The 15,270-nt window shown below is 59.8% G+C and carries 18 protein-coding genes; 14 read left to right on the plus strand and 4 right to left on the minus strand.

All coding sequences use genetic code 11. The annotated features are described in order from the left end of the window. Window positions 1-187: 187 nt before the first annotated feature. The 10 genes from ICY20_RS01110 to hisC all read left to right on the plus strand — a co-directional run bounded on the left by ICY20_RS01110 (window position 188) and on the right by hisC (window position 8,144). The gene (locus tag ICY20_RS01110) at window positions 188-997 is read left to right on the plus strand and encodes an ATP-binding cassette domain-containing protein (RefSeq protein ID WP_122487546.1); all 810 of its coding nucleotides are present in this window, start codon (window positions 188-190) and stop codon (window positions 995-997) included. Next, the gene (mlaE, locus tag ICY20_RS01115) at window positions 997-1,794 is read left to right on the plus strand and encodes a lipid asymmetry maintenance ABC transporter permease subunit MlaE (RefSeq protein ID WP_159960563.1); all 798 of its coding nucleotides are present in this window, start codon (window positions 997-999) and stop codon (window positions 1,792-1,794) included. Before ICY20_RS01110 ends, mlaE begins: the two co-directional genes overlap by 1 nt. Continuing rightward, window positions 1,794-2,261, plus strand: a complete 468-nt coding sequence (gene mlaD, locus ICY20_RS01120; RefSeq protein ID WP_003171814.1) for an outer membrane lipid asymmetry maintenance protein MlaD — start codon at window positions 1,794-1,796, stop codon at window positions 2,259-2,261. Before mlaE ends, mlaD begins: the two co-directional genes overlap by 1 nt. Before the next feature lie 11 nt (window positions 2,262-2,272). Further along, window positions 2,273-2,920, plus strand: a complete 648-nt coding sequence (locus ICY20_RS01125) for an MlaC/ttg2D family ABC transporter substrate-binding protein (protein ID WP_159960561.1) — start codon at window positions 2,273-2,275, stop codon at window positions 2,918-2,920. After that, window positions 2,917-3,222: an STAS domain-containing protein gene (locus tag ICY20_RS01130; protein WP_159960559.1), complete on the plus strand. Its 306-nt coding sequence runs from the start codon at window positions 2,917-2,919 to the stop codon at window positions 3,220-3,222. The genes ICY20_RS01125 and ICY20_RS01130 overlap by 4 nt, the downstream gene beginning before the upstream one ends. A 114-nt stretch (window positions 3,223-3,336) precedes the next feature. Further along, complete coding sequence (locus tag ICY20_RS01135) at window positions 3,337-3,576, plus strand: BolA family protein (protein WP_032886286.1); 240 nt, start codon at window positions 3,337-3,339, stop codon at window positions 3,574-3,576. 23 nt (window positions 3,577-3,599) lie between these two features. Next, a complete protein-coding gene (gene murA, locus ICY20_RS01140) occupies window positions 3,600-4,865 on the plus strand; it encodes a UDP-N-acetylglucosamine 1-carboxyvinyltransferase (protein ID WP_076951190.1) in 1,266 nt (421 codons plus the stop codon). Between the two features lie 142 nt (window positions 4,866-5,007). Further along, the gene (hisG, locus tag ICY20_RS01145; RefSeq protein WP_010213102.1) at window positions 5,008-5,643 is read left to right on the plus strand and encodes an ATP phosphoribosyltransferase; all 636 of its coding nucleotides are present in this window, start codon (window positions 5,008-5,010) and stop codon (window positions 5,641-5,643) included. Window positions 5,644-5,771: 128 nt separating this feature from the next. Then, on the plus strand, window positions 5,772-7,088 hold the full coding sequence (gene hisD / locus ICY20_RS01150) for a histidinol dehydrogenase (protein ID WP_159960557.1): 1,317 nt from the start codon (window positions 5,772-5,774) through the stop codon (window positions 7,086-7,088). Between the two features lie 3 nt (window positions 7,089-7,091). Then, entirely contained in the window at window positions 7,092-8,144 is a 1,053-nt protein-coding gene (gene hisC, locus ICY20_RS01155; protein WP_159960555.1) for a histidinol-phosphate transaminase, read from the plus strand. Window positions 8,145-8,288: 144 nt separating this feature from the next. On the opposite strand, the gene ICY20_RS01160 is transcribed toward hisC, so the two are convergent. Continuing rightward, window positions 8,289-9,563: a uracil-xanthine permease family protein gene (locus tag ICY20_RS01160; protein WP_194936763.1), complete on the minus strand. Its 1,275-nt coding sequence runs from the start codon at window positions 9,561-9,563 to the stop codon at window positions 8,289-8,291. 2 nt (window positions 9,564-9,565) lie between these two features. Beyond that, entirely contained in the window at window positions 9,566-10,204 is a 639-nt protein-coding gene (gene upp, locus ICY20_RS01165) for a uracil phosphoribosyltransferase (RefSeq protein WP_004372055.1), read from the minus strand. Window positions 10,205-10,368: 164 nt separating this feature from the next. On the opposite strand from upp, the gene ICY20_RS01170 reads away from it, so the two are divergent. The 3 genes from ICY20_RS01170 (at window position 10,369) to ICY20_RS01180 (ending at window position 11,948) form a co-directional block, all read left to right on the plus strand. Further along, a complete protein-coding gene (locus ICY20_RS01170) occupies window positions 10,369-10,926 on the plus strand; it encodes a hypoxanthine-guanine phosphoribosyltransferase (protein ID WP_012722254.1) in 558 nt (185 codons plus the stop codon). A 63-nt stretch (window positions 10,927-10,989) separates the two neighbouring features. Further along, window positions 10,990-11,469, plus strand: a complete 480-nt coding sequence (locus ICY20_RS01175; protein ID WP_194936764.1) for a hypothetical protein — start codon at window positions 10,990-10,992, stop codon at window positions 11,467-11,469. A 191-nt stretch (window positions 11,470-11,660) separates the two neighbouring features. Then, window positions 11,661-11,948: a PA4642 family protein gene (locus ICY20_RS01180; protein ID WP_159960549.1), complete on the plus strand. Its 288-nt coding sequence runs from the start codon at window positions 11,661-11,663 to the stop codon at window positions 11,946-11,948. Window positions 11,949-12,017: 69 nt separating this feature from the next. On the opposite strand, the gene mqo is transcribed toward ICY20_RS01180, so the two are convergent. Together mqo and ICY20_RS01190 are read right to left on the minus strand one after the other, a co-directional pair. Then, a complete protein-coding gene (mqo, locus tag ICY20_RS01185; protein WP_194936765.1) occupies window positions 12,018-13,526 on the minus strand; it encodes a malate dehydrogenase (quinone) in 1,509 nt (502 codons plus the stop codon). A 727-nt stretch (window positions 13,527-14,253) separates the two neighbouring features. Next, entirely contained in the window at window positions 14,254-14,487 is a 234-nt protein-coding gene (locus ICY20_RS01190) for a hypothetical protein (RefSeq protein ID WP_159960545.1), read from the minus strand. Window positions 14,488-14,682: 195 nt separating this feature from the next. Between ICY20_RS01190 and ICY20_RS01195 the strand changes: the two genes are divergently transcribed. Next, window positions 14,683-15,267 carry a YajG family lipoprotein gene (locus ICY20_RS01195; RefSeq protein ID WP_159960543.1) on the plus strand — a complete coding sequence of 195 codons (585 nt, stop codon included), beginning with the start codon at window positions 14,683-14,685 and terminating at the stop codon, window positions 15,265-15,267. Window positions 15,268-15,270: the final 3 nt, after the last annotated feature.

The following is a 15,270-nucleotide window of genomic DNA, read 5'->3' on the forward strand; positions in this document are numbered from 1 at the left end:
GCAACGTTATTTCGCTGTCGCGCATCTGAACAAGCGCAGTTCCGGCCTTGGGCGCGTTGTACCAGCAGTGATATAGTTCGCCGCCAGTTCGGTCCGCCCAGCCCATGTGGCTAGCGATTGCACAAGCATTCAAACGTTTGTCGCAAACGTGGTGTCTGAGTGAGAGGCTGCATCCCAAGGAGTTTAGATGAGTGCCGATAACGCCTACGCGGTCGAGCTGAAGGGACTGACCTTCAAGCGCGGGACGCGCAGCATCTTCAATAACGTCGATATTCGCATTCCCCGCGGCAAGGTCACGGGCATCATGGGGCCTTCCGGTTGCGGCAAGACCACCCTGTTGCGCCTGATGGGCATGCAATTGCGCCCCAGCGCCGGCGAAGTGTGGGTCAACGGGCAGAACCTGCCGACCCTGTCGCGCAGTGACCTGTTCGACGCGCGCAAGCACATGGGTGTGCTGTTCCAGAGCGGTGCGCTGTTCACCGACCTCGATGTTTTCGAAAACGTCGCCTTCCCGCTGCGGGTGCATACCCAGCTGTCCGATGAAATGATTCGTGACATTGTGTTGCTGAAACTGCAGGCCGTCGGCCTTCGCGGCGCCATCGACCTGATGCCCGATGAGCTCTCCGGCGGCATGAAACGTCGCGTGGCCCTGGCCCGCGCCATTGCCCTCGACCCCCAGATTCTCATGTACGACGAGCCTTTCGTCGGCCAGGACCCGATTGCTATGGGCGTTCTGGTGCGGCTGATCCGCTTGCTCAACGACGCGTTGGGCATTACCAGCATCGTGGTTTCCCATGATCTTGCAGAAACCGCGAGCATTGCCGATTACCTTTATGTAGTCGGTGATGGCCAGGTGCTGGGGCAGGGTACGCCTGAAGAACTGATGAACGCCGATAACCCGCGCATTCGCCAATTCATGACCGGCGATCCCGATGGCCCTGTGCCGTTTCACTTTCCGGCAACGGATTACCGCTCAGACCTGCTGGGGAAGCGTTGATGCGCAAGACATCCATCATCGAGAAGGTTCGCCTTTTCGGTCGCTCGGGCATCGACATTGTTGAGGTGCTGGGCCGTTCGACGATTTTCCTGTTCCATGCCTTGCTCGGTCGCGGTGGCATCGGCGGCGGCTTCGGCCTGCTGATCAAGCAACTGCACGCAGTGGGCGTGATGTCCCTGGTGATCATCGTGGTCTCTGGGGTTTTCATCGGCATGGTGTTGGCGTTGCAGGGCTTCAATATCCTCTCCAGCTACGGTTCGGAGCAGGCAGTGGGGCAGATGGTCGCCCTGACCTTGTTGCGTGAACTGGGGCCGGTGGTCACCGCCTTGCTGTTCGCCGGGCGCGCGGGTTCTGCGTTGACCGCCGAAATCGGCAACATGAAGTCCACCGAACAGCTGTCCAGCCTGGAAATGATCGGCGTCGACCCGCTCAAATACATTGTTGCCCCGCGCCTGTGGGCCGGCTTCATTTCCCTGCCACTGCTGGCGATGATCTTCAGCGTGGTCGGTATCTGGGGCGGTTCGTGGGTGGCGGTGGACTGGCTGGGCGTCTACGACGGCTCCTACTGGGCCAACATGCAAAACAGCGTGACCTTCACTGGCGACGTGCTCAACGGCATCATAAAGAGCATCGTCTTCGCTTTTGTCGTCACCTGGATCGCCGTATTCCAAGGCTACGACTGTGAGCCCACCTCAGAAGGGATCAGTCGCGCCACCACCAAGACCGTTGTGTACGCCTCGCTGGCGGTACTGGGCCTTGACTTCATTTTGACCGCCTTGATGTTTGGAGATTTCTGATGCAAAACCGCACTGTGGAAATCGGTGTCGGCCTTTTCTTGCTGGCTGGCATCCTGGCTTTACTGTTGCTGGCTCTGCGGGTCAGTGGCCTTTCGGCCAGCCCCACCGCCGATACTTATAAACTTTATGCGTACTTCGACAATATCGCCGGTTTGACTGTCAGAGCTAAAGTGACCATGGCCGGTGTGACCATTGGCAAAGTCACGGCAATCGATCTGGATCGCGACAGCTTCACCGGTCGAGTGACAATGCAACTGGACAAGAAGGTAGATAACCTGCCGACCGACTCCACTGCATCTATCCTCACTGCGGGTCTGCTGGGCGAGAAGTACATCGGTGTCAGCGTGGGTGGGGAAACAGCCCTGCTCAAGGATGGCTCGACCATCCACGACACGCAGTCGTCGCTGGTGCTTGAAGACCTGATCGGAAAATTTTTGCTCAATACGGTCAATAAAGACGCCAAATGAGGAATCTGTTCATGATCTCTACCTTGCGACGTGGCCTGCTGGTACTGCTTGCAGCGTTACCGTTGATGGCCAACGCGGCAGGATCTGCGCACGAACTGGTGCAGGATACGACCAGCAAGATGTTGGCTGACCTGACGGCGAATAAAGAGCAGTACAAGCAAGACCCAACCAAGTTTTACGATGCGCTGAACACCATTGTCGGCCCGGTGGTCGATGCCGAAGGCATTTCGCGCAGCATCATGACGGTCAAGTATTCGCGCAAGGCAACCCCTGCGCAGATGCAGACCTTCCAGGAAAACTTCAAGAAAGGCCTGTTCCAGTTCTATGGCAACGCCTTGCTTGAGTACAACAACCAAGGTATTACCGTGGCGCCGGCGGGCGACGAGTCCGGTGACCGCACCAGCGTCAATATGAGCGTCAAGGGCAACAACGGCGCCGTGTACCCTGTGCAGTACACCCTGGAGAAGATCAACGGCGAGTGGAAGCTGCGCAACGTGATCATCAACGGCATCAATATCGGCAAGCTGTTCCGTGACCAGTTCGCCGACGCCATGCAGCGCAATGGCAACGACCTGGACAAGACCATCAATGGTTGGGCCGGTGAAGTGGCCAAGGCCAAAGAAGAAACCGACAAAGCTGCCGGGAAGCCTGCGCAATGACCGAGTCGGCGGTTCGTCTCGGCGACGCTGGTCAGCTGTACATCAGCGGCGTGCTGGATTACCGCAGCGGCCCGGCCTTGCGCAAGCACGGCCAGGCGCTGATCAAGTCCAGCGCTGCGCCTGAGGTGGTGCTGGATTGTTCGGCGGTGACCAAGTCCAGCAGTGTCGGTTTGTCGTTGCTGTTGTGCTTTATGCGTGATGCACAAGCGGCCAAAAAGCCGGTCAGCATTCGTGCGTTACCCGAAGACATGCGCGAAATTGCCCAGGTTTCCGGCTTGACCGAGCTGTTGGCGCACCCTTAATACACATTATTGGAGAGGCCCCCCGTCAGAGTCCTGCTATGCGGGGTTCGCAGGCGCGGGGCTTTTTTGTATGATGTGCGACCCGTGCGCACTGGGCGCCGATAGAGGTTGAGCATGCAGGCCCTAGAAGTTAAGAGCTTTCTTGAAGGAAAGCTGCCGGATACGACCGTAGAAGTTGAAGGCGAAGGCTGCAACTTCCAGCTGAACGTGATTAGCGATGAACTGGCGGCACTGAGCCCAGTCAAGCGTCAGCAGCAGATCTATGCCCATTTGAACCCGTGGATCACCGATGGCAGCATCCATGCGGTCACTATGAAATTTTTCAGCCGCGCGGCCTGGGCCGAGCGCACCTGAGCCCCCAAGGCGTCGAGATTCTTATGGATAAATTGATTATTACCGGCGGTGCCCGCCTTGATGGCGAGATTCGCATCTCTGGTGCAAAAAACTCCGCCTTGCCGATCCTGGCAGCGACCCTGCTGTGCGATGGCCCGGTTACCGTGGCCAACCTGCCGCACCTGCACGACATCACCACCATGATCGAGCTGTTCGGTCGTATGGGCATTGAGCCGGTGATCGACGAGAAACTGTCCGTCGAAATCGACCCGCGCACCATCAAGACCTTGATCGCCCCGTACGAACTGGTGAAAACCATGCGTGCGTCGATCCTGGTACTGGGCCCGATGGTTGCCCGTTTCGGCGAAGCCGAAGTTGCGCTGCCTGGCGGTTGCGCCATCGGTTCGCGTCCGGTAGACCTGCACATCCGTGGCCTCGAAGCCATGGGCGCGGTGATCGACGTCGAAGGCGGCTACATCAAGGCCAAGGCGCCGGAAGGCGGCCTGCGTGGCGCCAGCTTCTTCTTTGATACCGTCAGCGTGACCGGTACTGAGAACATAATGATGGCCGCTGCCCTGGCCAAAGGCCGCAGCGTGCTGCAAAACGCCGCGCGCGAGCCGGAAGTGGTCGACCTGGCCAACTTCCTGAACGCCATGGGCGCCAAGGTTTCCGGCGCCGGCACCGACACCATCACTATCGATGGTGTTGAGCGCCTGCACACCGCGACCTACAAGGTTATGCCCGACCGTATCGAGACCGGTACCTACCTGGTTGCCGCTGCTGTCACTGGCGGTCGCGTGAAGGTCAAGGATACCGATCCAACTATCCTGGAAGCGGTCCTGGAAAAACTGCGCGAGGCGGGTGCTGAAATCACCACCGGCGAAGACTGGATCGAGCTGAACATGCACGGCAAGCGGCCTAAAGCCGTCAACGTGCGCACTGCTCCGTACCCGGCGTTCCCAACCGACATGCAAGCGCAGTTCATCTCCTTGAACGCGATTGCCGAAGGCACCGGTGCCGTGATCGAGACCATCTTCGAAAACCGCTTCATGCACGTGTATGAACTGCACCGCATGGGCGCGAAGATCCAGGTTGAAGGCAACACCGCCATTGTTACCGGCACCGAGAAGCTCAAAGGCGCGCCAGTGATGGCGACCGACCTGCGCGCTTCGGCCAGCCTGGTGATCTCGGCGTTGATCGCCGAAGGCGACACGCTGATCGACCGCATCTACCACATTGACCGTGGTTACGAGTGCATCGAAGAAAAACTGCAGATGCTCGGCGCGAAAATTCGCCGCGTACCGGGCTAGTCTCCGGGGTTGTAATGGTGGTGAGAGGGTAAGCTCTCTCACCACAGGATTTGTTTAAAATCGAGGCTGTAATGGCCTCGATCTGTGTCTGGCGCCGTTTGCGACCGGACAGCAATAGCCTGATGAAGGACTGACGTTTCCCATGTTGACCATCGCACTGTCCAAGGGCCGCATCCTTGACGACACTTTGCCGCTTCTGGCTGAAGCGGGCATCGTGCCGACCGAGAATCCGGACAAGAGCCGCAAGCTGATCATCCCCACGACCCAGGACGATGTTCGCCTGTTGATCGTGCGGGCTACCGACGTGCCGACCTATGTTGAACATGGCGCAGCCGACCTGGGCGTCGCGGGTAAAGACGTGCTGATGGAATACGGCGGCCAGGGCCTGTACGAGCCCCTGGACCTGCGTATCGCCCTGTGCAAACTGATGACCGCCGGCCGTGTCGGTGATGTCGAGCCCAAAGGCCGCCTGCGCGTAGCCACCAAGTTCGTCAATGTCGCCAAGCGTTACTACGCCGAACAAGGTCGTCAGGTCGACATCATCAAGCTGTACGGCTCGATGGAGCTGGCGCCACTGATCGGCCTGGCCGACAAGATCATCGACGTGGTCGACACCGGCAACACCCTGCGTGCCAACGGTCTTGAGCCACAGGAATTCATTGCTGACATCAGCTCCCGCCTGATCGTCAACAAAGCATCGATGAAGATGCAGCACGCCCGTATCCAGGCGTTGATCGACACCCTGCGCAAGGCAGTGGAGTCGCGACACCGCGGTTGACCTACCCGCGTAGCTGAAAAGCTGCGCCCGTCTATCCGCCTCATAGCCAGAATTCTCAGGTGCCCAAGCGGAAACGACTGCTAATTTAGGGCGCCTGAGTTTTTGCCATTTCTATTGAGGCCCTCGCTATGACCACGTCCACTGCAATTGCCCGACTCAACGCTGCCGACCCGGATTTCGCCCATCATCTGGATCATCTGCTGAGCTGGGAAAGCGTGTCCGACGACTCGGTCAACCAGCGGGTGCTCGACATCATCAAGGCCGTACGCGAACGCGGCGACGCTGCGTTGGTGGATTTCACCCGTCAATTCGACGGCCTGGATGTCGCGTCGATGGCCGACCTGATCCTGCCCCGCGAACGCCTGGAGCTGGCCCTGACGCGCATCACCGCGCCTCAGCGCGAAGCCCTGGAAGTGGCGGCGGCGCGGGTGCGCAGCTACCACGAAAAACAGAAGCAGGACTCCTGGAGCTACACCGAGGCCGACGGCACCGTGCTGGGCCAGAAGGTCACGCCGCTGGACCGCGCCGGTCTGTACGTGCCGGGCGGTAAAGCTTCGTACCCGTCCTCAGTGCTGATGAACGCCATTCCGGCCAAAGTGGCTGGCGTGACCGAAGTGGTCATGGTCGTGCCGACCCCGCGCGGTGAAATCAACGAGCTGGTGCTGGCCGCCGCCTGCATCGCCGGTGTGGACCGTGTGTTCACCATCGGCGGCGCCCAAGCTGTCGCGGCTCTGGCCTATGGCACCGAAAGCGTGCCGAAAGTCGACAAGGTGGTTGGCCCCGGCAACATCTACGTCGCCACCGCCAAGCGCCACGTGTTTGGCCAGGTGGGTATCGACATGATCGCCGGCCCCTCGGAAATCCTCGTGGTGTGCGATGGCCAGACCGACCCGGACTGGATCGCCATGGACCTGTTCTCCCAGGCCGAGCACGACGAAGACGCCCAGGCGATCCTGGTCAGCCCGGATGCCGAGTTCCTCGACAAGGTTGCTGCCAGCATCGACAAACTGCTGCCAACCATGGACCGCGCCGAGATCATCGAGAAGTCGATCAACGGTCGTGGTGCGTTGATCCTGGTGAGCGACATGGAACAGGCCATCGAAGTGGCCAACCGCATCGCGCCGGAGCACTTGGAGTTGTCCGTGGCCGACCCACAGGCTTGGCTGCCATCGATTCGCCACGCCGGTGCGATCTTTATGGGTCGCCACACCAGCGAAGCCCTGGGCGACTACTGTGCAGGCCCGAACCACGTACTGCCGACCTCTGGCACTGCACGTTTCTCGTCGCCACTGGGGGTGTATGACTTCCAGAAGCGTTCGTCGATCATCTTTTGCTCCCCGCAGGGCGCCTCCGAGCTGGGCAAGACCGCCTCGGTACTGGCCCGTGGTGAGTCGCTGAGTGCCCACGCGCGCAGCGCCGAATATCGCATCCTCAAGGGAGAGTAAGGCATGAGCAAATTCTGGAGCCCCTTCGTCAAGGCCCTCGTGCCTTACGTGCCGGGTGAGCAACCGAAGCTGACCAAGCTGGTTAAGCTCAACACCAACGAAAACCCCTATGGCCCATCGCCCAAGGCATTGGCCGCGATGCAGGCCGAGTTGAACGACAACCTGCGCCTGTACCCCGACCCCAACAGCGACCTACTCAAGCAGGCCGTGGCCAAGTATTACGGGGTGGATGCCGGTAAAGTGTTCCTCGGCAACGGTTCCGACGAAGTCCTCGCGCACATCTTCCACGGCCTGTTCCAGCACGACCTGCCGCTGCTGTTTCCGGACATCAGCTACAGCTTCTACCCGGTTTATTGCGGCCTGTACGGCATCAAGTCCGACCCGGTGCCGCTGGATGAGCAGTTCCAGATCCGCGTGGCCGATTACGCCAAGCCCAACGGCGGCATCATCTTCCCCAACCCGAACGCGCCGACTGGCTGCGTGCTGGCGCTGGACGCCGTGGAGCAGATCCTCAAGGCCAGCCCGGATTCGGTGGTGGTGGTCGATGAAGCCTATATCGACTTTGGCGGCGAAACCGCCATTAGCCTGGTGGATCGCTACCCGAACTTGCTTGTTACCCAGACCCTGTCCAAATCGCGCTCACTGGCCGGTTTGCGGGTGGGCCTGGCCGTGGGCCATCCAGACCTGATCGAGGCGCTGGAGCGGGTCAAGAACAGCTTCAACTCGTATCCGTTGGATCGCCTGGCGATTGTTGGCGCGGCGGCGGCGTTCGAAGACCGCGAGCATTTCGACAAGACGTGCCGTTTGGTCATCGACAGTCGTGAGCAGGTTGTTGCTCAACTGGAAGGTAAAGGCTTTGAAGTGTTGCCATCGGCGGCCAACTTCATCTTTGCCCGGCACCCCAAGCACGACGCTGCCGGCCTGGCGGCCAAGTTGCGTGAGCAGGGCGTGATCGTGCGGCACTTCAAGCAGGAGCGGATTGCCCAGTTCCTGCGGATCAGCATTGGTACGCCGGAGCAGAACCAGGCGTTGATTGATGGTTTGGGTGAGCTCTAAGCCACACTGAAGACGTAAAAAATGTGGGAGGGGGCTTGCCCCCGATAGCAGTGTGTCAGTCGCTACATGTGTGACTGATACACCGCCATCGGGGGCAAGTCGAATCGTCGCACCGCCCCTCCCACATTGGTTTTGCGTTGGCAGTTAGAGCAGCGGCTCATCCGGCTTCTTGTTCTTCCAGCCATCATTGCCCGGCAGCAGCAGGTTCAAACCAATCGCCACCACCGCACACAGCGCGATGCCCTTAAGGCCGAAGTCATCCGGGCCAGTACCGGTGCCGACCAGCACACCGCCAATCCCGAACACCAACGTCACCGACACAATCACCAGATTGCGTGCCTCGCCCAGGTCGATCTTGTGGCGAATCAGCGTGTTCATTCCCACCGCTGCAATCGATCCGAACAGCAGACACAGAATCCCGCCCATTACCGGCACCGGGATGCTTTGCAGCAACGCGCCGAACTTACCGATAAACGCCAGGCTGATGGCAAACACCGCCGCCCAGGTCATGATCTTCGGGTTGTAGTTCTTGGTCAGCATCACCGCGCCCGTCACTTCTGCGTAGGTGGTATTCGGCGGGCCGCCAAACATCCCTGCGGCCGTGGTGGCGATGCCGTCACCCAGCAAGGTGCGGTGCAGGCCAGGTTTTTTCAGGTAGTCTCGACCGGTCACGCTGCCCACTGCTATCACACCACCGATATGTTCAATCGCCGGGGCCAGGGCCACTGGGACGATAAACAGGATCGCCTGCCAGTTGAACTCCGGCGCGGTGAAGTGGGGCAGGGCGAACCATGGGGCAGCGGCGATTTTTGCGGTGTCGACTACGCCAAAGTAGAACGACATGGCAAAGCCCACCAACACGCCGGAGATAATCGGCACCAAGCGGAAAATGCCCTTGCCGAACACCGCCACGATCAAGGTGGTCAGCAGTGCTGGCATCGAGATCAGCATCGCTGTTTTGTAAGGGATCAACTCGGCACCGTCACCGCCCTTGCCCATCGCCATGTTCGCCGCAATCGGCGCCATGGCCAGACCGATGGAGATGATCACCGGGCCAATGACCACCGGCGGCAGCAGCCGGTCGATAAAACCGGTGCCCTTGATCTTCACGGCCGCGCCCAGGAAGGTGTAGACGAAACCGGCTGCCATCACCCCGCCCATGGTCGCCGCCAGGCCGAATTGCTGCTTGGCGAGAATGATCGGGGTGATGAAAGCGAAGCTCGATGCCAGGAACACCGGCACCTGCCGCCCTGTCACCACCTGGAACAACAACGTGCCCAGGCCTGCGGTGAACAGTGCAACGTTTGGATCAAGACCTGTGATCAGCGGCATCAACACCAGCGCGCCAAATGCCACGAAGAGCATTTGTGCGCCAGACAGGATCTGGCGCCAAAGCGGGTCGTTGAATTCATCCTGCATGCTCACGCGTCCTTCTGTTTGGTGCCGAAGATCTTGTCACCGGCATCGCCCAGGCCTGGGATGATGTAGCCGTGTTCGTTCAGGCGCTCATCGATGGAAGCGGTGTAGATCTGCACATCCGGGTGAGCCTTCTCGACGGCGGCGATGCCTTCGGGCGCCGCCACCAGCACCATGGCGCGGATGTCTTTGCAGCCGGCTTTTTTCAGCAGGTCGATAGTGGCAACCATCGAGCTGCCCGTGGCGAGCATCGGGTCGATGATCATCGCCAGGCGCTCGTCGATTTCCGGGACGAGTTTTTCCAGGTAGGTGTGGGCCTGCAAGGTTTCTTCATTGCGGGCTACGCCCACGGCGCTGACCTTGGCGCCCGGGATCAGGCTGAGCACGCCTTCGAGCATGCCGATGCCGGCGCGCAAAATCGGCACCACGGTGATCTTCTTGCCGGCGATTTTTTCGACCTGCACGGGACCAGCCCAACCTGGGATCTCGTAGGTCTCCAGAGGCAGATCCTTGGTGGCTTCGTAGGTGAGCAACGCTCCGACTTCCTGAGCAAGCTCACGGAAATTCTTCGTGCTGATGTCGGCGCGGCGCATAAGGCCGAGTTTGTGTTGGATCAGCGGGTGGCGGATCTCGCGAGTGGGCATGGGAAAGGCTCCGGCGGCGGGCAAAAAAACCGGCCTAGATTAATCTATCCGAGGGTGTTGTCCTATAGACATCTAGCACGTTAGTCCATAAAGGCTTGCTCGGAGCGCACGAGAAGCGTACCTTCGCCCGCTTTTCTTGCCACAGCACCCCCTTGGAGAGCGCCATGTCCGCTGATCTTGAGCATATCCGTCAAATCATGCGTGAGGCTGATTGCCTGTACACCGAAGCGCAAGTCGAAGAAGCGATCGCCAAGGTTGGCGCACACATCACCCGCGAAATGGCCGACACCAACCCGGTGGTTTTCTGTGTGATGAACGGTGGCCTGATCTTCGCCGGTAAATTGCTGACCCACCTGCAATTCCCGCTGGAAGCCTCCTACCTGCACGCCACCCGTTATCGTAACGAAACCAGCGGCGGCGACTTGTTCTGGAAAGCCAAGCCGGAAGTGTCGTTCATCGACCGCGACGTGCTGATCATCGACGACATCCTCGACGAAGGTCACACCCTGGGCGCCATCATCGACTTCTGCAAACACGCCGGCGCGCGCAAAGTGCACACCGCCGTGCTGATCGACAAAGACCACGACCGTAAGGCCCGCCCTGAGTTGAAAGCCGATTTCGTTGGCCTGCCGTGCATCGACCGCTACATCTTCGGTTACGGCATGGACTACAAAGGCTACTGGCGCAACGCCAATGGGATTTACGCCGTCAAAGGCATGTAAACGCCCTACATTCAGGCCGGGGCCGGCATGCTAGAGTGCTTGGCCCTGTGTCTGGAGCCTTCCATGAGCCTGTTGATTCGCACCTGCGCCGCCCTGGCGCTGACCCTCAGCTTGCCCCTCGCTGCCGCACCCATGCACAGCCAATTCCTGCCCCCTGATGACCTCACCCTGCGCGCCGAAACGCCGGAACAGCAGCAACTGCTGCAAGTCACCGAATACGCGGTGGTGGTGGGTAACCAGCGTCAATCCAATCAGCAGCCGATCCCCGTCACCTCGCCGTTGATGATCCGCCTCAAGGGCAAGTCCCTGAATAAAGGCGCGACGATCAATCAGGTGGTGCTCAACTTCGATGCCGAAAGCAAAAGCCTGAAAAAGCCGGTGTATGACGACAAGAGCAAGACGCTGACGTTGTCGTATCCGGTGGCTCAATATCGGGTGATTGTCGACTTGCTGCGCAATGACACGCTGTATGTGCAGTTCCTCAGTTATGCCAACGGCCACATCTGGGCGGATCTGCACACCGGTGCCGTGCGTACCCGGTAGTCGCAACACCACAAGGCAAATGTGGGAGGGGGCTTGCCCCCGATTGCAGTGTGTCAGGCCCAGTATCTTCGACTGGTGCACCGCTATCGGGGGCAAGCCCCCTCCCACATGGGATCTCCACTGCTTTCGGAGCTTGCGTCTGGCAGGTAGACTTCCAGTCCCGTGTAAATGTCTGCAGGCTGGAGTCGGTAATGCGTAAAGATAAGAAACAGGTGATTGGTGACGAGATCGGCGACGATCAAATCAAGTTGTTCCTGGACTTCGAGCCGGTCGACGCGACTTCCCCGTCCCTGCACAAGCTGATCAAGGCCTACCGTGGCCTGCGTATCGACGACTTCGAGCGCTTCCTGGGCTTTTTCAAGGAAGCCGGTCTGGACCTCGACGGCAAGGATGAGCATGGCCAAACCTTCATCGACCTGATCAAAGACCAGCGCAACGCGGACGAGTACATCGTGTTGATCAACAACGCTCGCGGCTGATTATCCAAGACATAAAAAAACGCCCCGCTCTCATGCCGAGACCGGGGCGTTTTTTATTGCCTTGTGGCCTTAAGCGTAGCTCTCGGTCTCGGCGGCAGGCTCCACCAGCTCCAGGCTGATGTTGTTCTGCGTGTTGATCTTGCGATACAGCTCGGCGTCCGTTTCCAGAACCTTTTCCCGTGCCGGGAAAATTTCCTGCAACTTGGCCGCCCATTCACCGGCCGCCTTGCCAGGGAAGCACTTCTCGATCAGCTCCAGCATGATCGAAACGGTCACCGAAGCACCTGGGGACGCGCCCAGCAGGGCGGCCAGCGAGCCGTCCTTGGCCGCGACCAGCTCGGTGCCGAATTGCAGCACGCCGCCTTTCTTCGGGTCTTTCTTGATGATCTGCACCCGTTGGCCGGCCACTTCCAGGCGCCAGTCTTCGGCTTTGGCCTCAGGGTAGAAGCGGCGCAGGGATTCCAGGCGCTGTTCCATGGACTGGCGCACTTCGCTGACCAGGTACTTGGTCAGGTCCATGTTGTCCCGGGCCACGGCCAGCATCGGGCCGATGTTGCCGGCGCGAATCGACATGGGCAGGTCGAGGAACGAGCCGTGCTTGAGGAACTTGGTGGTGAAGCCGGCGTATGGCCCAAACAGCAGGGATTTCTTGCCGTCGACCACACGGGTGTCCAGGTGCGGCACGGACATCGGCGGCGAACCCACGGCGGCCTGGCTGTAGACCTTGGCCTGGTGGTGCTTGACCACGTCCGGGTTGTCGCAACGCAGCCACTGGCCGCTGACCGGGAAGCCGCCAAAGCCTTTGCTTTCTTCGATGCCCGAGGCTTGCAGCAGCGGCAGGGCCGCACCACCGGCGCCGAGGAACACGAACTTGGCATCCACTTCACGGCTGTTGCCGCTGTTGACGTCCTTGATGCTCACGGTCCAGCCCGCGCCGTTGCGCTTGAGGCCGGTGACACGCTTGCTGTACTTGACCTGGGCATCCGGCGCGCTGGTCAGGTGACCCAGCAGCTGGTTGGTCAGGGCGCCGAAGTTGACGTCGGTGCCGTTCATCACGCGGGTGGCGGCGATTTTTTCGTCGAGCGGGCGGCCCGGCATCATCAGCGGCATCCACTCAGCCATTTCGCTACGGTCTTCGGTGTAGTGCATGTCCGAAAACGCGTGGTGCTGGCTGAGGGATTCAAAGCGCTTCTTGAGGAAGTCCACGCCCTTTTCGCCTTGCACAAAGCTCAGATGCGGTACCGGGCTGATGAAGGACTTGGACGAGCCAAAGGTGCCCTTTTTGGTCAGGTACGCCCAGAACTGCTTCGACACCTCGAACTGGGTGTTGATGTGCACGGCTTTCTTGATGTCGATGGAGCCATCAGCCGCTTGCGGGGTGTAGTTCAGCTCACACAGCCCGGCGTGGCCGGTACCGGCGTTGTTCCACGGGTTGGAACTTTCCGCGGCACCCGAATCCATCAGCTCAACGACTTCCAGCGTGAGGCCGGGGTCGAGATCTTTGAGCAATACGGCCAGGGTGGCACTCATGATGCCGGCCCCTACCAGTACTACGTCGACTGCTTCGTTATGCGCCATTTAACGCGTCTCCAAAATCTGCAGCACCAAATTGACGGCATGGCTGCCAGGAGTGACGGGGCGGTTCACGTGTTGCCCCAGGTTACCCATGGCCAGGATCGCCATGTCCGTTTCGCAATTCTTTGCAACTTCAGCACACGCTTCCTGCCGGGCTAATCTGCCTATGAACGCATTCATGAGCGCCTGTGGCAATTCGACTTATGGTCAAAGCGTGCGATTCGTGCAATCAATCCGTAGCGGACAGGCTCAAGCTCCGGTTTTTAAGGCGTGCTCGGTCCTGTGTGGTTGGGCTGTTCCAGACGCTGATGGTGCTTGTACAAACGCCAAACTATTCATTTGCTCGCCACACTCTTGTGAAGTTGTGAAAACCCGTTTTTTTCACGCTCTTTTGAAGACGTGAACCTCAAAAAAGGGCTGCCCCAGCCTGGCACTTGGCCCGGACACCTTGCCGACACGCGGCAAAACGGGCAAACAACTCAAGTGGCCGAGCGCAATGGCAGCTCTGGCAGATTCGATATAAAGAGGGGTGGTTTGCAACGAAAACAGCAAGCACGCCAGCTCTATTCGATCTGTGTGGGCGGCTCTCTGTGGGCGTTTGGGAGGTTAATGCCGAGGCATTAACGATGTTGCGGGGCCCGATCAGGAGACGTCCTTATAATCGGGGGGAGATTGTAGCGAAGAACGTCACGGAAATGGGCGTGTTTTATGACTTTTATTAGGCGTTCGGTCAGGCGGCCAGCGGCTGGTGGCGTGACGACCGTACGGGGCGCGGGCTGACGCGGGCATGAGCCGGCAATGGGCGGTGCATCCAGTTCAAGCGAATCTCGTCGATTTCCACCCAGCCAGCGCTTGCGGGTGGTTGAGTGCACTCTTTGAACGCCTGGCAGCGACCTTGTGCATCGAGCAGGGCGAACTGGCGAAGCGCGGGTTTGCGAGTAAACAGCGACCAGAGAAAATGCATGGTGATCAACCTCCTTCAGATTGAGGCCAAGCATGCCTTCGCGGGATGACGAGTCGATGTACCGGCTGTGACATCTCGGTGACATCGAACCGTTGCGGCCACCGCAGGTCTCAGCTTTTATGTGACGCTGGTTCCCGGCAAGGGCGCCCCGCTATACTGCCGGCCTGTCGGTACCTGAATTCTGGAGAGAAGCGCATGTTGCAACGCCTGTTGTTCGGTTTGATCACTGTGACCAGCTTGACCCTGGTTGGCTGCGCCAACAGCCCGCAACAGCTGAGTCCGCAACCTAAACTCACTACGCAGTTGGCTCCGGTAGGTCATGGCCAGCCGGTGTCGGTGCGGGTGGTGGACGGTCGTCCGTCGCCGACGCTGGGTTCTCGTGGCGGCCTGTACCCGGAGACCGCGCTGGTGTCGGTGAACGCTCAGGACGTGTTGCCCAAGCTGCAGGCCCAGGCCGAAGCGGCCGTGCGTCTGCTGGGTTTCACCCCAGCCAACTCCCCTGGCGCGCCTCAGCTGACCATCACCTTGGCCGAGCTGAAGTACCAGTCGCCTAAAGATGGCCTGTATGTGACCGAAGCCTCCATTGGCGCGACCTTCAAGTCCGACGTTACCGCCGGCACCCGTCGCTACAGCGGCCGCTACGGCGCATCGCTCAACCAGCGCTTCGGTATGTCGCCGAACCAGGAAACCAACACCAAGCTGGTCAGCGACGTATTGAGCGACGCCTTGACCCGTCTGTTCAAAGACCCAAGCATCGGTTCGTTGCTCAGCTCGCAATAACCG

Origin of the sequence: Pseudomonas pisciculturae, assembly GCF_015461805.1 — a bacterium.
GTDB lineage: Bacteria > Pseudomonadota > Gammaproteobacteria > Pseudomonadales > Pseudomonadaceae > Aquipseudomonas > Aquipseudomonas pisciculturae.

Excerpts from the sequence above, each read along its gene's own strand:
- ICY20_RS01110 (WP_122487546.1), top strand. The coding sequence starts at position 188 with ATGAGTGCCGATAACGCCTACGCGGTCGAGCTGAAGGGACTGACCTTC.
- mlaE (WP_159960563.1), top strand. The coding sequence starts at position 997 with ATGCGCAAGACATCCATCATCGAGAAGGTTCGCCTTTTCGGTCGCTCG.
- mlaD (WP_003171814.1), top strand. The coding sequence starts at position 1,794 with ATGCAAAACCGCACTGTGGAAATCGGTGTCGGCCTTTTCTTGCTGGCT.
- ICY20_RS01125 (WP_159960561.1), top strand. The coding sequence starts at position 2,273 with ATGATCTCTACCTTGCGACGTGGCCTGCTGGTACTGCTTGCAGCGTTA.
- ICY20_RS01130 (WP_159960559.1), top strand. The coding sequence starts at position 2,917 with ATGACCGAGTCGGCGGTTCGTCTCGGCGACGCTGGTCAGCTGTACATC.
- ICY20_RS01135 (WP_032886286.1), top strand. The coding sequence starts at position 3,337 with ATGCAGGCCCTAGAAGTTAAGAGCTTTCTTGAAGGAAAGCTGCCGGAT.
- murA (WP_076951190.1), top strand. The coding sequence starts at position 3,600 with ATGGATAAATTGATTATTACCGGCGGTGCCCGCCTTGATGGCGAGATT.
- hisG (WP_010213102.1), top strand. The coding sequence starts at position 5,008 with ATGTTGACCATCGCACTGTCCAAGGGCCGCATCCTTGACGACACTTTG.
- hisD (WP_159960557.1), top strand. The coding sequence starts at position 5,772 with ATGACCACGTCCACTGCAATTGCCCGACTCAACGCTGCCGACCCGGAT.
- hisC (WP_159960555.1), top strand. The coding sequence starts at position 7,092 with ATGAGCAAATTCTGGAGCCCCTTCGTCAAGGCCCTCGTGCCTTACGTG.
- ICY20_RS01160 (WP_194936763.1), bottom strand. The coding sequence starts at position 9,563 with ATGCAGGATGAATTCAACGACCCGCTTTGGCGCCAGATCCTGTCTGGC.
- upp (WP_004372055.1), bottom strand. The coding sequence starts at position 10,204 with ATGCCCACTCGCGAGATCCGCCACCCGCTGATCCAACACAAACTCGGC.
- ICY20_RS01170 (WP_012722254.1), top strand. The coding sequence starts at position 10,369 with ATGTCCGCTGATCTTGAGCATATCCGTCAAATCATGCGTGAGGCTGAT.
- ICY20_RS01175 (WP_194936764.1), top strand. The coding sequence starts at position 10,990 with ATGAGCCTGTTGATTCGCACCTGCGCCGCCCTGGCGCTGACCCTCAGC.
- ICY20_RS01180 (WP_159960549.1), top strand. The coding sequence starts at position 11,661 with ATGCGTAAAGATAAGAAACAGGTGATTGGTGACGAGATCGGCGACGAT.
- mqo (WP_194936765.1), bottom strand. The coding sequence starts at position 13,526 with ATGGCGCATAACGAAGCAGTCGACGTAGTACTGGTAGGGGCCGGCATC.
- ICY20_RS01190 (WP_159960545.1), bottom strand. The coding sequence starts at position 14,487 with ATGCATTTTCTCTGGTCGCTGTTTACTCGCAAACCCGCGCTTCGCCAG.
- ICY20_RS01195 (WP_159960543.1), top strand. The coding sequence starts at position 14,683 with ATGTTGCAACGCCTGTTGTTCGGTTTGATCACTGTGACCAGCTTGACC.